This is a genomic window from Nocardia sp. NPDC004654, from assembly GCF_040609595.1.
Taxonomy (GTDB): Bacteria; Actinomycetota; Actinomycetes; order Mycobacteriales; family Mycobacteriaceae; genus Nocardia.
Genome location: NZ_JBEXKI010000005.1, coordinates 194,449 through 207,953, shown reverse-complemented (window position 1 = coordinate 207,953; position 13,505 = coordinate 194,449). Strand labels below are relative to the sequence as shown.

At 68.1% G+C, this 13,505-nt stretch carries 15 protein-coding genes; 9 read left to right on the top strand and 6 right to left on the bottom strand.

All coding sequences use genetic code 11. The annotated features are described in order from the left end of the window. Nucleotides 1-66: 66 nt before the first annotated feature. A complete protein-coding gene (gene fadD11 / locus ABZV58_RS18505) occupies nucleotides 67-1,884 on the bottom strand; it encodes a fatty acid--CoA ligase FadD11 (RefSeq protein WP_355001705.1) in 1,818 nt (605 codons plus the stop codon). Between the two features lie 157 nt (nucleotides 1,885-2,041). Here fadD11 and ABZV58_RS18500 point away from each other — a divergent pair, with 157 nt between their 5' ends. The 6 genes from ABZV58_RS18500 to ABZV58_RS18475 all read left to right on the top strand — a co-directional run bounded on the left by ABZV58_RS18500 (nucleotide 2,042) and on the right by ABZV58_RS18475 (nucleotide 5,342). Then, the gene (locus ABZV58_RS18500) at nucleotides 2,042-2,629 is read left to right on the top strand and encodes a DUF1992 domain-containing protein (RefSeq protein WP_355001351.1); all 588 of its coding nucleotides are present in this window, start codon (nucleotides 2,042-2,044) and stop codon (nucleotides 2,627-2,629) included. 299 nt (nucleotides 2,630-2,928) lie between these two features. Next, the gene (locus tag ABZV58_RS18495; RefSeq protein ID WP_355001350.1) at nucleotides 2,929-3,294 is read left to right on the top strand and encodes a hypothetical protein; all 366 of its coding nucleotides are present in this window, start codon (nucleotides 2,929-2,931) and stop codon (nucleotides 3,292-3,294) included. Beyond that, nucleotides 3,291-4,013 carry a F0F1 ATP synthase subunit A gene (gene atpB / locus ABZV58_RS18490; RefSeq protein WP_355001349.1) on the top strand — a complete coding sequence of 241 codons (723 nt, stop codon included), beginning with the start codon at nucleotides 3,291-3,293 and terminating at the stop codon, nucleotides 4,011-4,013. The genes ABZV58_RS18495 and atpB overlap by 4 nt, the downstream gene beginning before the upstream one ends. 63 nt (nucleotides 4,014-4,076) lie before the next feature. Then, a complete protein-coding gene (atpE, locus tag ABZV58_RS18485; protein WP_067783390.1) occupies nucleotides 4,077-4,337 on the top strand; it encodes an ATP synthase F0 subunit C in 261 nt (86 codons plus the stop codon). Nucleotides 4,338-4,341: 4 nt separating this feature from the next. Then, nucleotides 4,342-4,800, top strand: a complete 459-nt coding sequence (locus ABZV58_RS18480) for a F0F1 ATP synthase subunit B (protein ID WP_355001348.1) — start codon at nucleotides 4,342-4,344, stop codon at nucleotides 4,798-4,800. Continuing rightward, the gene (locus ABZV58_RS18475) at nucleotides 4,797-5,342 is read left to right on the top strand and encodes a hypothetical protein (protein ID WP_355001347.1); all 546 of its coding nucleotides are present in this window, start codon (nucleotides 4,797-4,799) and stop codon (nucleotides 5,340-5,342) included. Before ABZV58_RS18480 ends, ABZV58_RS18475 begins: the two co-directional genes overlap by 4 nt. A gap of 297 nt (nucleotides 5,343-5,639) precedes the next feature. Here the strand turns inward: ABZV58_RS18475 and ligD are convergent, their stop codons facing one another. Further along, nucleotides 5,640-6,602, bottom strand: coding sequence for a non-homologous end-joining DNA ligase (gene ligD / locus ABZV58_RS18470; protein ID WP_355001346.1), 963 nt, complete (start codon nucleotides 6,600-6,602; stop codon nucleotides 5,640-5,642). A 74-nt stretch (nucleotides 6,603-6,676) separates the two neighbouring features. Further along, nucleotides 6,677-7,627, bottom strand: coding sequence for an aminoglycoside phosphotransferase family protein (locus ABZV58_RS18465; RefSeq protein WP_355001345.1), 951 nt, complete (start codon nucleotides 7,625-7,627; stop codon nucleotides 6,677-6,679). Nucleotides 7,628-7,857: 230 nt separating this feature from the next. Between ABZV58_RS18465 and ABZV58_RS18460 the strand changes: the two genes are divergently transcribed. Then, nucleotides 7,858-8,496 (top strand): histidine phosphatase family protein, encoded by a 639-nt coding sequence (locus ABZV58_RS18460; protein ID WP_355001344.1) that lies wholly within the window; start codon nucleotides 7,858-7,860, stop codon nucleotides 8,494-8,496. Between the two features lie 179 nt (nucleotides 8,497-8,675). After that, on the top strand, nucleotides 8,676-9,404 hold the full coding sequence (locus ABZV58_RS18455) for a dienelactone hydrolase family protein (RefSeq protein ID WP_355001343.1): 729 nt from the start codon (nucleotides 8,676-8,678) through the stop codon (nucleotides 9,402-9,404). 26 nt (nucleotides 9,405-9,430) lie between these two features. Here ABZV58_RS18455 and ABZV58_RS18450 read toward each other — a convergent pair whose 3' ends face one another. Both ABZV58_RS18450 and ABZV58_RS18445 read right to left on the bottom strand, forming a co-directional pair. Continuing rightward, nucleotides 9,431-10,084, bottom strand: a complete 654-nt coding sequence (locus tag ABZV58_RS18450; RefSeq protein ID WP_355001342.1) for an enoyl-CoA hydratase-related protein — start codon at nucleotides 10,082-10,084, stop codon at nucleotides 9,431-9,433. 38 nt (nucleotides 10,085-10,122) lie between these two features. Beyond that, entirely contained in the window at nucleotides 10,123-10,794 is a 672-nt protein-coding gene (locus tag ABZV58_RS18445) for a helix-turn-helix domain-containing protein (protein ID WP_355001341.1), read from the bottom strand. 192 nt (nucleotides 10,795-10,986) lie between these two features. Between ABZV58_RS18445 and ABZV58_RS18440 the strand changes: the two genes are divergently transcribed. After that, nucleotides 10,987-11,574, top strand: a complete 588-nt coding sequence (locus ABZV58_RS18440; protein ID WP_355001340.1) for a TetR/AcrR family transcriptional regulator — start codon at nucleotides 10,987-10,989, stop codon at nucleotides 11,572-11,574. Here the strand turns inward: ABZV58_RS18440 and ABZV58_RS18435 are convergent. Beyond that, nucleotides 11,550-13,403, bottom strand: a complete 1,854-nt coding sequence (locus ABZV58_RS18435) for a Na+/H+ antiporter (RefSeq protein ID WP_355001339.1) — start codon at nucleotides 13,401-13,403, stop codon at nucleotides 11,550-11,552. The two genes, ABZV58_RS18440 and ABZV58_RS18435, sit on opposite strands and share 25 nt — an antisense overlap. Between the last annotated feature and the right edge of the window lie 102 nt (nucleotides 13,404-13,505).

Here is a 13,505-nt window from a genome sequence, read left to right as displayed (position 1 = left end):
AAATTAGATCTGTGGGATCGCTAATACAACAGTGTGGATAACCGTCCAGACCGGTCGGCTCGGGCCCTAGCGCACCGCGGTGTCCAGCGCCTCGATCGGCTCGTGAACCGAACCATCCGGTCGGTCCGCGTAGAGTTCTTCGATCTCGGCCGCGTACTTCTCGGCGATGGGCTTGCGGCGCAGTTTCATCGTCAGGGTGATCTCGTCGCCGCCCGGCTCCCAGAAGACCGGCAGGATCGTGAACCGCTTGACCTGCTCGACTCGCGACAACGCCGCATTGCCAGCCGCCACCCCGCGCGCGATCGCCGTGATCACTCCGGGATCGGCGGCGAGTGCGGCGGCCGAGGAATCCGGCAGCCCGTGCTGAGCGGCATAGGGCGCCGCGGATTCGGCGTCGAGCACGATGAGCGCGGTGGTGAACGGCCGCCGATCCCCGATCACCGCCAGCGAGCCGACCAGCGGGGTGGCGGCCTTGATGGCGTTCTCGATATTGGCAGGCGACATGTTCTTGCCCGCCGAGTTGATGATCAACTCCTTCTTGCGGTCGACCACCTTCAGGTAACCGTCCTCGTCGACGGTGATGATGTCGCCGGTGTGCAGCCAGCCGTCGTCATCGAGCGCCGCGACGGTCTCGTCGAGTTCCTTGCGATAGCCGCGCATCACCAGCGGTCCACGCACCAGGAACTCACCGTCCTCGGCGACGGAGCCCTCCAGCCCGGGCAGCAGCTTGCCGACGGTGCCCAACCGCGCCTGCTCCGGCGGGCTCACGCTGGCCACGCAGGTCAGCTCCGACATCCCCCACACCTCGGAGATCGGGATACCCAGCCCGAAGAAGAACCCGAGCGTCTCCGGCGGCACCGGCGCGGCGCCCGATATCGCCCACTTCACCTGATCCAGACCGAGTTTCGCGCGCAGCTTCGACAGCACCGCGGCATCGGCGCGCGCCCACTCCTCGGCGAGGGCGGGATCGAGGGGCTCCTCGCGCAGCCGGGCCTCGGCCTTACGGCGGGCGGTGTCGAGAGCCCACTGCAAGGCGGCCTTGGTGGTGGGATCGGGCTCGTTGGCGACGGAGAACTCGATCGCCGCCTTGAACTTCTCCCACACCCGCGGCACCGCGCCCCAGATGGTGGGGCGTACGTCGAGCAGCGCGGCGGGCAGCTGCGCGCGCTCGGGGACGGCGGTGATCTGCGTGCCGAACACCTCCTGCAGGTACAGCGCGGTGAACCGGTCGGCCATGTGCGCGGTCGGCAAGTAGGAGGTTTGACGGTCGCCGAATTGGACCGGCAGTACCGAGGCGAACGCGCGGGCTTCGAACAGCAGATTCTCGTGGGTGATCTCCACGCCCTTGGGATTGCCAGTGGTGCCCGAGGTGTAGCAGAGGGTGACGATGTCGTACGGGCGCACGGCACGCCAGGTCGCCTCGAAATCGAAATCCGCAGCGGCCGAGGCCATGAGCTCGTCGACACCGATTGTTCCCTGGGGCGCGCCGTCGACGCACACGATGGTCTCGATCGGCGCGCCGCAGCCGCGGACCCGCTCGACGTACTGTTCCTCGCAGATCACCACCCGGTTGCCCGCATTGGTGAACACATGGTGCAACTGGTCCGGCGCGAGGGTGTTGTACACCGAGAACGACGTGGCGCCGGTGTGCTGTGCGCCGACTTCGAGCGGATAGAACTCGACGCGATTGCCCATCATCAGGGCCACGGTGTCACCGCGCCCCACGCCGAGCGCGCTCAGCCCGCCCGCGACGGCTCGGACCTGTTCGGAATACGCACGCCACGTCAGGCTCTGCTCGCCGCCGATCGAGCGGACGGCTACCGCGTCCGGATCGATCGCGGCGACGCGCTGGAATGCGGCACAAGAGGTGTTCGGTTCGGTCATTTCGGTCTCACTCACGACGCCCGGCACTGTGCTCCGACGGTAGGTCGGGCGGGGTGTTGCGCGCTGGCCTTTTCCGAAACCTGTTCGCGGACAGGCGCTTACCCGACAGCGCGGTCGGCGTGAACGACGTCGCCGAACCGTCGGTAGGCTGGAGGACATGACCGAGCGCAAACCGCCGGATCAGACCTTCGAATCGTGGATCGACAAGCAGGTCCGCGAGGCCACCGAGCGCGGGGAATTCGACAATCTGCACGGGGCGGGTCAGCCGATTCCCGGGGTCGGCACCCAGGTGGACGAGAACTGGTGGTTGCGGAGTTATCTGCGGCGCGAGGGGATTCGAGCCGACGGTATGTTGCCGGAATCGCTGGTTCTGCGCCGGGATGTGGAGCGCATTCACCAGACGGTCGCCGAACTGGACACCGAGCCTGAGGTGCGCGCCGCGGTCGCCGAACTGAATCAGCGGGTGGTCCGCTATGTGCGGGTACCGACGCCGCCACACGTGCCGGTGGGGCCGATCGACGCCGACACGGTGGTGCGGCGGTGGCGGGAGGAGAAGGCGTCCGCGTCGAGCGGAAGTACGGATTCGGCACGCCGCGCGTCTGCAACCTCGGCTCGACGCGCGACCAGCTCGACGCAACGCGCGCGCGAACCTTCGGAGCAACAGGTGGGGTCATCGGCGCAGGGCGTGGTGGCGGAATCGTCCGCCCGTCCGAAGCGCCGTTGGTGGCAACGTTTCTGGCGCTGACGCCGAATCGCACCCGTGCAAATTGCGCCACCGGGAACGTCGATTTCGGCGCGGCGCCAGTGCGATCCCTCTGCGCGCACAGCACTCGAACCGCAACCGTTGATGGTATGCATGTACCAACTTACGTGATATGTTCATGCCATCAAGAGTTCGCGGCCCGGGTCGCCGGTCTCGTCATCGCACGACCGATATGCCCGATTTGCCCGCTTCTCTTGTACTACGGGGCGTAGTAAGCAAGAATGACCTTGTGACGCGGAAGGCATTGCCTTCCACCGCCATTCATCGCCGAGGGAGGGCACATGACGGTCAACGGTGACCGCGGCCCGATCATCGTCTCAACCGCGGCCGGGATCACGATTCTCGCCGCCGCCGGGATGCAGGATCGGCTGCTGTTGGGTGTATTCATTTGCGCCGGAATAGGTTTGGGATTGGCCAACGCGTATCTCACCCGCCTGGGCGTGGCCGCGCTCGTGAGTGAGAACACCTCCGGCAAAGGGCCTTTGGCGGCCGTCACCGGGATCCGGCTGTTCGCCGTCACGGTGCTCGCGCTGGTCGCCGGTGTCCTGACACGCCCGGACGGACTGGGCATTCTGTACGGCCTGGTGACCTTTCAAATCGGCGCCGCGTTCTGGGCGGCCGCACCGACTCTGCGGAGCGCTCGATGACGAAAGTCGAAGTGGGACACCACGAAACCGCGCACCTGTTCGGAATGGATTTTCACGTCGACACGATCGTCGCGACCGTGGTCGCGGCCGCCGTCGTGCTGGGTCTGGCGTTCTCCCTGCGCGTCAAGCTGACCTCCGGGGTCCCCGGCGGCGTGCAGTTGTTTTTCGAAGCGGTCACCGTGCAGATGCGCGCGCAGGTGGAAAGCGCTGTGGGACTACGGATCGCACCGTTCGTCCTGCCGCTGGCCGTGACGCTGTTCGTCTTCGTGCTGCTGTCGAACTGGTTGTCGGTGCTGCCGGTGCAGTACGGCGCCGGTGAGCTGATCAAACCGCCCGCGGCCGACGTCAATTTCACCTACGCGCTCGCCCTGTTCGTCTTCGTCGCCTACCAGGCCGCCGGCGTGGCACGCCGCGGTCCGATCGGACATGTGAAGCAGCTGCTGAAGGGCCATATGGGTTGGGGTCCGATGGTTGTCATCAATGTCATCGAGGAGATCGCCAAACCGCTGTCGTTGGCGCTGCGGTTGTTCGGCAACATGTTCGCGGGCGGAGTGATGATCTCGGTGATCGCACTGCTGCCCGCCTGGCTCAGCTGGGGTCCGAACGCGGCATGGAAGCTGTTCGACCTGTTCGTAGGACTCATCCAGGCTTTCATCTTCGCCCTGCTGACCGTCCTCTACTTCGGGCAGGCCACCGCCGTCGAACACGAAAAGCATTGAGCCGCAGGCGCACATCCCGCACCCGCACACAACTGTTGGATCATTCGAGGAAAGGAATGACACATGGCCGACATAACGCACGAGACGGTGGTTCAGGCGGCGGCATTGGTCGCCGGTGGACTGATGATGGTCGGTGGCGCGATCGGCGCCGGTTACGGCAACGGCATGGCGGGCTCGGCGCTGATCAACGGCATCTCCCGGCAGCCGGAGGCCGAGGGCAAGCTGCGCGGCAACTACCTGATGGCGGTCAGCCTCGTCGACGCCGTGTACTTCATCAATCTGACGTTCATGGCACTGTTCGCGTTCGCGGCGCCGGGCAAGTAGCGCCATGAACACCGAAATCCGCGCGGCCGAGAACTTCTTGATTCCCAACGGCACGTTCTTCGTCGAGCTGGCGATCTTCCTCATCGTGTTCGCGGTCATCTGGCTGTTCGTGGTACCACCGATCCGGGAGGTTCTCGACCAACGCGAGGCCCGCGTGACCGAAGCCGCCGCCCACCGGCGACAGGCGCGGGAAGCGTTCGCCGCGGCCGAGGACCGCTACCGGTCCGCGCTCGCCCAGGCCCACGCCGACGCGGCGCGGCTACGCGAACAGGCCAGGAACGAAGGCCGAGCGATCCTGGTCGCGCACCGCGATCGCGCTCGAGATCGAACCGAGGAGATGGTGGCCACGGCCACCGCGGAACTGCGAACCCAGGCCGCCGCGGCGGCGGCACGATTGGACACGCATCTCGATCCCATGGCGCACGACCTTGCGGATCGGGTGATCGGAGGTGGACAACGATGAACACCGGCGACGGTGTCTACGACATCACCTGGGACTGGCCCGTATTCGTCAGCCAGCTCTTCGGCTTCGCCGTCATCCTCGGCGCACTGTCGAAATGGGTTGCCCCGCAGGTTCGGACGGTCATGCGCAAAGCGCAGCGCACGATCGAGGAACAGATGACGGAAAGCGCGGACGCCGCGACCGAATTGGCCGCCGCCGAACGCGCTTTCGCCAAGGCGGTCGCGGCCGCCCAGGTCGAGGTCGCACGCATCGGCCGCCAGGCGCGTGATGACGCCGACCGGATCGTCACCGAACTGCGGGACACCGCGGCGGCCGAAGTCGAACGGGTGCGCCGAGAAGGCCTGCGCAACGTCGCTCTGGCACATCGGCAACTGGAGGAAGAACTCACCCACGACCTCACCACAGCGGTCATCGACCGCGCCGAATCCATAGCCCGTGACCTACTCGAATCACCGCTCGCCAGGTCGAGCAGCATCGATCGTTTCCTCGACGAGCTGACAGCGCGAGCCAGGGCCACCGAGGAACTCAGCGGCCTGAGCTGACCTCGGCTCGACCGCCACCCAGCGCCCGGATCCGTCGATCCGGGCGCACTCGGCGTCTAGCACCGACTGGCAGATTCTTCGACGACGCCGGAGCAGTGCCCTGGTGACGGGCACAGTGATGGGAACCATTCCTGTTCTCGTCCAGTCGCGGGCGGCGAGCGTGCTCCAGCGCACCGCGGTGGTGATGTGCATGCCGGTGGTCTGCGCCAGGATCGGCCAGGGAACCTCGCCGGCCAGTTCGAGCAGCGCGCTGTTGCGTTGTGCGCGAACGCGTACCAATCGACATGCGGAACGATCCTATAAGGGCACTTCGATCTCGTCGGGGGATTTGTCGATGCGGATACCCCGCCAGCTGGGATGCCGTAGTCCCTCGGGGGTGGCTTCCCGGTATTCGATATCGGCGACCAACTCGGGCTCGACCCAGTGCGCCAGCACGGCGATCGCGCGCGGCGGCGGTACGTCGAAAGGTGTATCGGGGCGGGCGAGTTCGTCCAGGCGGGTGCGTAGACTGCGCCGTTCCGCGATTTTCCATCCGGTCCCGACATTGCCGATATGTACCAGCCGTCCCGCCGAATCGTGCGCGCCGAGAATCAACGACCCGAATGCGTTGGCGAACGGGCCATTTCCGGGCAACCATCCGGCGATGACGGCTTCGGTGGTTTTCCGGAACGGCATCTTGATCCAGTTGCGCGACCGTTCACCCGGTTGATACGTGGAGTCGAGTCGTTTGGCGACCAGACCCTCGAGCCCGTTCTCCGCCGCGGCCTCCGACAGCGCCTCGGGCTCGATGTCGGTCCAGTAGGGCGACAACTGGATCGGCGGGCGGGCGATGTCGAGCTGGGCGAGCAACTCCCGCCGCTGCCGGTACGGCAGGGCGGTGGTGGCGTGGCCGTCGAGGGCGAGCAGGTCGAAGATCATGTACAGCACCGGAACATCCCTGATCAGCTGCGCCGATGGCGCGCGGACGTGCATGCGGCGCTGGAGCCGGGAGAACGACGGCGCGCCGCTCGCGGCTTCCGGCGCCACGATCTCCCCGTCGATGGTGGCCTGATGCTCGCCGACCGCCGCGGCGACGGCGGCGGCGATTTCAGGGAACGAGCCGGTGACCTGTTTGCGGTTTCGGCTGTAGAGCTGACAGTCGCCTTCGGCCACCGCGGCGACGGCGCGCATGCCGTCCCATTTCATCTCGAAGGCCCAACCGTCCGGATTTCCGGGCGGTCGTCCGGAGAGGGCCAGCATCGGCGACGGCGCGGACACCACCGATACAGCATATCTTCAGCAAATTGACCTGCGCGGAGCCGGCGGTGGCGTCACCGGTTATCAGTCGGTTGATATCAGCCGCTCATGCCAGCGGCGAAGGGCGTCGTCTGCCAGTGGTCGACCGCGGGCTCGAGGTACTCCATCAGTTCGGGAAGCTGCGGGACCAGGGTGAGGGTGGCGATGACCCGCAGCATGCCCAGGGCGTTGACGAAGGCGAGGACCTCCTCGTCGAGTGGCCTCGTCCCGTTGCGTCGTGCGCCGCGGTTGTAGGCGGCTTCGTGCTCGGGGCCGAGAGCGGCCAGGTCCCACTCGACGGGCCCTAGGGTGACCAGTTCGAAGTCGGCGTAGCGGTCGCCGTCCACCGCGTGGAAGATGTTCGCGGGCGGGGAGTCGCCGTGGATGGGTTGGAGGTCGATGCCGGGGAACCGAGCCTCGAAGGCGCTGCGTGAGCGTACGAGGGGTTCGAGGAACTGCCATTCGCGGCGGGCCCGGTCGAGCTCGGCCGCTCCGATCAGGTCGGGATGCTGGTCGAGCCGGGCGAGGCTGTCCGCGATGAACTCCGGGTCGGCCGCGGACAGGAACTCCAGGCGGCCCGGGTAGGCGCGCAGTGCCGCGTGCAGGTCGGCGACGCTCTCGGCGTTCGCGACGTAGTCGGGTTCCTTGTCCCGGGCCTCCTCGACGAACGGCCAGAACGTCATCGAGAACCCGTCGCGCTGCACGGGTTCGCGCGGCACGAGCGGGCTGGGCGCGATCACGGGGATTTTCTGGTCGGCCAGCCACCGTGTGACATCGAGCTCGTCCCGCTGGCGGCGCGCGAGGGCGGCCAGGTCGTCCGGGCGGGGTAGGACGGTGGGAATTCGGGCCACGACCGGCGAGGGGGCCAAGTGGACGACGACCGAAAAGACGTCGTGCAGCACCGTGGGCTCGGTGACGGTCAGCCCCAACTCACACCCGGCCCCGACGGCTGCCGCGACCGCGGCGGCGGTGCGGTCGGCGCGCTGTTGTGGTGTCAGGAAGGTGGTCACGATGGTGGTGGGCAGGGAGGTGTGGGCGTGGTCACCATAACAAGGCGAATCGTCTCGCTCCAATTCTCCGGGTTGAGGCGCTTGTTCATGTCGAGGCGGAAAGCGCCGCCCGCCGAACGTCGTCCGGCGGGCCGACGTTCTTCGAGTTCGCGCCGATACTGTGAAAGTCGGAGGGGATCCCGTCGATTCGCTGTGTGCGCCGCTGCGGTCCCACCCGAGAAGGAGATTCGATGCGCCACATCTATGTCGTCACCCACCCGGAGGCGACCCATCACGTCGACCGACTGGTCGGCGGATGGTACGACTCGCAGCTCACCACGGCAGGCGAGCGCGCCGCGGCGGCCATCGCCGAGTCGCTGCGCGCGCGGATAGCCGAGGACGCCGAGGTGCGGGTGCACTCCTCGGATCTGCTGCGTACCGCGCGGACGGCCGAAGCGATCGGCAAGGCGCTCGACGTGACGCCGATCTTCGACGAGAGACTGCGCGAGAAGTCCTACGGCGAAGCGGGCGGCAGGCCGCAGGAGTGGCTGGACCGGCGATTCGTCCCGCCGCCCGCCGTGGGCGAACGTCTGCGCCACGACGAGGGAATCGCGGGCGCGGAGACGAAATTACAACTCGCCCAACGTATCTACGCGGCAATGGGTGCGATCGTGGACGACCCGTGTGAACAGCAGGTCGTCGTAACACACGGGGGCGCACTGACATTCGTGCTCGCGGCCTGGATCGGGATGCCGATCGACTCGGCGGACTACGTCGCCTTCCGCGCCGCGCCGGGCAGCATCACGGTGCTCACCGAGGACGACTTCTTCCACAACCGTGCGGTCACCAGCCTCGGTGACACCCGGCATCTCGAGGTGGAACCGAACTGACCCGCGGTGGGGGTACGCCAGAAACAGCGATTCGCTCTCGACCAGTTACGCCCCTTCTGTAGTGGGCCACACTCGTCACCGCGGTCCGGCTGAGCTGGACCGCGAACGGACCGCCGCCGTGATCGGGCACTGCGCCGAAGGCGGCTCGAGCACGCCCCGCGCGGCGTACATTTCCGATCATGGACACCGTCGAGCTATCCGCACCGGACGGCCCACTGCCCGCGCTGCTGGCCCGCCCGGCGGGTGCGGGTCCCTGGCCTGGCGTTGTCGTCGTCCACGATGTCCTCGGCCTCGGTACGGACCTCGAGGGACACGTCGCGATGCTCGCCGAGCACGGCTACCTCACGATCGCCCCGGACCTGTTCTCGCGAGGTCGCGCGCGCTGCATGCGGGCGGTGATGCGGGCGCTGTGGTTCACCGGCGGCAAAACCGATGCCGACGTGGTCCCGGTCCGCGACATTCTCGCCGCCCGCGACCGCCTGGTGTCCGATCCGGCGTGCACCGGGCGCACGGCCGTGATCGGTTTCTGTATGGGCGGCGGGTTCGCCTTGCTGACGGCGCCGCGGGGTTTCGATGCCGCGGCTCCGTTCTATCCGGGCCTGTACGGCGATTACCGCAGCTTGCTCGACGGCATCTGCCCGGTGGTGGCCAGCTACGCCCGCCTCGATCCATCGCTGGTCGGCGCACCCGCCAAGCTCGAGCGCGCGCTCACCGATTTCGGCGTCGCCCACGATATCAAGACCTATCCGGGAGTCACGCACGGCTTCGCGAACACCTTCCCCGGCGACCGGCTGCTGCGCGTCACCGGCCTGGGTCACAACGCCGATGCGGCCGCCGACGCCTGGCGACGCATCTTCGCGTTCTTCGAGACCCACTTGGCGGATAGCCAGAACGCCCCGCCGCGCTGATTAGGCCGCCGGTGCATCCGACGGGTCTACGGCGTGGTCAGCGCGGTGACGGCCGGTGCGAACATGGTGTTCTTGATCGCGCCGAGTGTGCCGGAGTCCTTGCCGCCCAAGGGAAGCAGCATTTCCAGCGCCGCGGCGGTGACCTGTCCTTCCGGGGCGGCCGCGTCGACGATGTCGGCTTCGGCCGCGGCCTCGCCGCCGTAGCGTCGGCCGGTGGTCATGGCGGCGACCGCGGTCTTGGGGGTCAGTTTGGCTTGGATGAGGGCGGCCATGCCGGGGGTGAAGGGGATGCGGATGTCGACTTCGGGGAAGCAGAAGTAGCCGCGGTCGGCGCGCATGACGCGGTAGTCGTGGGCGATGGCGAGCATGGCGCCCGCGCCGAAGGCGTGTCCGGGCAGTGCGGCCGCGGTGGGCACGGGCAGAGTGAGCACTCGCGCGAACAACGCCTGCACGCGTCCGACGTACCACTGGGCGCGGTCGGCGTTGGCGCCGAGCCAGTCCAGGTCGAGTCCGTTGGAGTAGAACTTGCCGCTCGCGGTGGTGAGCAGGCCCTGGGCGCCGTCGGCGAGGGCGGTGTCGAGGTGGGCGTTCACTTCGTCGAGGAAGTCGGGGGAGAAGCGGTTCTCGTCGCCGCCGAGGTCGAGGACAGCGATCTTGTCGTGGTATTCCAGTGTGGGCATAGCGGGTTCCTTCGTCGAGAGTGGTCGGGACTTGCGGATCAGGGGGGCGGTCCGACCGCGAGCACGGCGCGGACGGCAGCCCGAAGTTGTTCGCGGGCAAAGGGTTCGGCGATCCGCTCGCGGCGGATCAGGACGGCGGTCGGCAGGTCGACCAGGCAGGTGGTGAGCACCTCGACCGCGCGGCGGTCGCGGCGGCCCCATCGGCGCTGCGCGAGCCCCACCAGCAGGTCGATCAGCGCGCGTTCGGCGGCGCGAACTTCGGCGGCCACGTCCTCGGGCAGGTCTTCACCGAGCAGCTGCTCGCGCGAGACGGTGAGCAGCAGGCGCGAGGAGTCGGGGAATCGCTCGGCGAACACGCTCGGCGCCTCGGCGGCGGCCACGATCGCGTCGTCCCACACGGCCTCGGCCGACGAATCCGATTGACAGGCAGCAGTTTTCGATTCGCCTGCGCCGGTGCTCGAATCGCCTTCCGATCCGGAGGCCGCCTCGATCAACTCGTTCTGCACCGCGAGAAACCGCCGCGCGGCCCGCAACCACGCGCGCCCCAACACTCCGGATCGCGACCCGAACGTGTGGTACAGCGCGCCATTGGACACCCCCGTGGCGGCGGCGACGGCGCGGATGGTGACCGCGGCCGGGCCGCCGCGGACGGCCAGCGATTCCGCGGCGTCGAGCACGGCGCCGGGGTCGTGGGTGCGGGGTCGTGGCATGGCGCCGACTATAACAGAGCAATTGCTCTGTTATCCAGCCCGGATTCGGTTCGCCACGGGCACTGCATATTTCGCGCGGTAACAGCTACCGCGCGTCACCTAGCGGATTCGCTTGTGCCCGCACGCGCGCGCGAAGCGATGCGGTACTGTTCGGGCCCTCCCCCTTGCCCGCACGAGCAGAACGGCATCCGCATGTCACGAGTGGTCACCAAGGAGCAGTACTTCGACACCGCTCTGGAGGTGCTGGCCGAACTCGGGTTCAAGGGTCTCAACATCGGGCTGCTGTGCCGTCGGCTCGGGGTCACCAGCGGCTCGTTCTATCACCACTTCGGCAGCTGGCAGGGTTTCGTCGACGCGCTGCTCGAGCACTGGGAGAACCGGCAGGTGCTGATCCTGCGCACGTTGAAGTTCAATCAGGGCGATCCCGACGACGACGTGCGCGCGATGTCGGATCTGGCGGCGGGTCTGCATCACGCGGCCGAGGCCGCGATCCGGGCGTGGGCCGCCAACGACGAATCGGTGAATCTGGCGGTCAAGCGGGTCGACGAGTCGCGGCGGCGCACCGTGCAGAAGGTGATCAACGGCGTGGTCGGCGACGACGAGACCGCCGCCGTGGTCACCTCGCTCGGCATGGCGATGCTGATCGGCTACCAGCAGATCGCGGCGGGCGGGGAGAATCTGTCACTGCGGCGGCTGCTCACCGAGTACGCCCGCCTGATCTACTCGCACGCGCGCCGTCCGGCGCCGGTGGGTGCTCAGCCCAGCAGTTCGTCGACGTAGCACCAGCGCCAGGCTTCGCCGGGTTCCACGCTGCGCATCACCGGGTGCCCGGTGGCGGCGTGGTGTTCGGTGGCGTGGTTGCCCGGCGAGGAGTCGCAGCAGGCGATGTGCCCGCACGTCAGACACATTCGCAGGTGTACCCAGCTCTGGCCTTCGGCGACGCATTCGGCGCACTGATCGGGTTCGGTGGGTTCGCGCAGCAGCGGCGCGGCCCGCAGATGGTCGCAGTCGGCGGCCGCGGCGGGCGCGGCGAGGGGTTCGCGGCGTTCTTCCTCGGTTTCGTCGAACCGGTCGATCATCGATTCCTCGAGATCGAGCCGTGCCAGCACGTGCTGGAGGATCTCGTAGTCCATGCCGCCCGAATCCCGCACCCGCAGTACGGTTTCGCGTTCGGCGCGCAGCATCTCGAGGCGCAGCCTGCGGTATTCGGCGGTGGGAGTGCGCTGTTCGGACTCGGCGCGGCCCAGCCGTTCCCAGGCGGCGTTGGTGCGCCAGGTCAGCCGATCGCGCAGCGATTGCACGACTTGCCGCGGGGTGTCGGGTCCGGCTGCGGCGTCCAGCGCCGCCATTCCGGCCGCGCCCGCCTGGGTCAGCAGGTTCGCTTTCTGTAGCGCGTCCTCCGAGCGGCTGGGACCGCGCAGATGCAGGCGCCGCACCAGCCACGACAGCGAGGTGCCCTGCAGCAGCAGGGTTCCCGCCACCACGACCAGGGCCAGCAGCTTCAGCACCGGCAGCTGCGGGGTGTCCTGGGGTAACAGCAGGACCGCGGCCAAGGTCACCACGCCACGCATGCCCGCCCACGACACCACCGTCGGATAGCTCAGCGGCACGGTCGAGCGTCCGAGCCGCTGGAACAGCAGCGACCACGGGAAGATCCACAGCGGCCGCGCCACCATCACCGCGAGCAGCACCGCGATCGCCGAGATCACCAGGGTGGTGTGGTCGAGCCCGCTGCTCCACGCGTCCTCCACGATCGCGCGCACCTGCAGACCGATGATGAGGAACACCGAGCTTTCCAGGATGAACTGGATGGTGCGCCAGTTGGTGCGTTCGGCGATGCGCGAGGCCGCCGACTGCCACACCGGCGCACCGTGGCCGAGAATCATCCCGCAGGTCACGACCGCGATCACCCCGGAGGCGTGTATCTGTTCGGCGGGCAGATATGCCGCGAACGGCGCGAGGAACGACAGTGTGGTGTCGAGCACCGGGTCGGTGATGCGCCGCCGCAGCAGTGCGAGCAGGAAGGCGACGGCGATGCCGACCAGCGCGCCGCCGCCGGCGGCGAGCAGGAAATCACCGCCCGCCTGCCACACCGACACCGTGCCCGCCGAGGCCGCGATCGCGGTCCGCAACGCCACCAGCGCGGTCGCGTCGTTGAACAGCGACTCGTCTTCGAGGATGGTGACGATGCGCCGCGGCATCCCGATCCGGCGCGCCACCGCCGTCGCGGCGACCGCGTCGGGCGGGGCGACCACCGCGCCGAGGGCGACCGCCACCGCGAAGGGCACCGGAAGCAGCCACCACACGACCGCGGCCACCGCGAACGTGCTGAACAGCACCAAACCCACCGACAGCGAGGCGATGGTGCCGATATTGGCGCGGAAATCCACCAGTGAGGTCCGGATCGCCGCGGTGTAGAGCAGCGGCGGCAGCAAACCGAGCAGCACCACCTCCGGTTCCAGGTGCACCGCGGGAACGAACGGCAGATACGAGGCCGCCACCCCGGCCAGGGTCAGCACCAACGGTTCTGAGACGCCGAACCGCCGCGCCAGCGCCGCCAACGCGGCCGCCGACGCGACGAGAACCACCAGCCCGATCGCGACATGCACCGTCGCATTCTCCCAAAACGCCACCATCGCCGCGTTCGCGCCGTGGACGACGCGGTCGCGAGGCCGATTCCCCGGAATCGCTGCCGCGCGCCCGCGCACCGG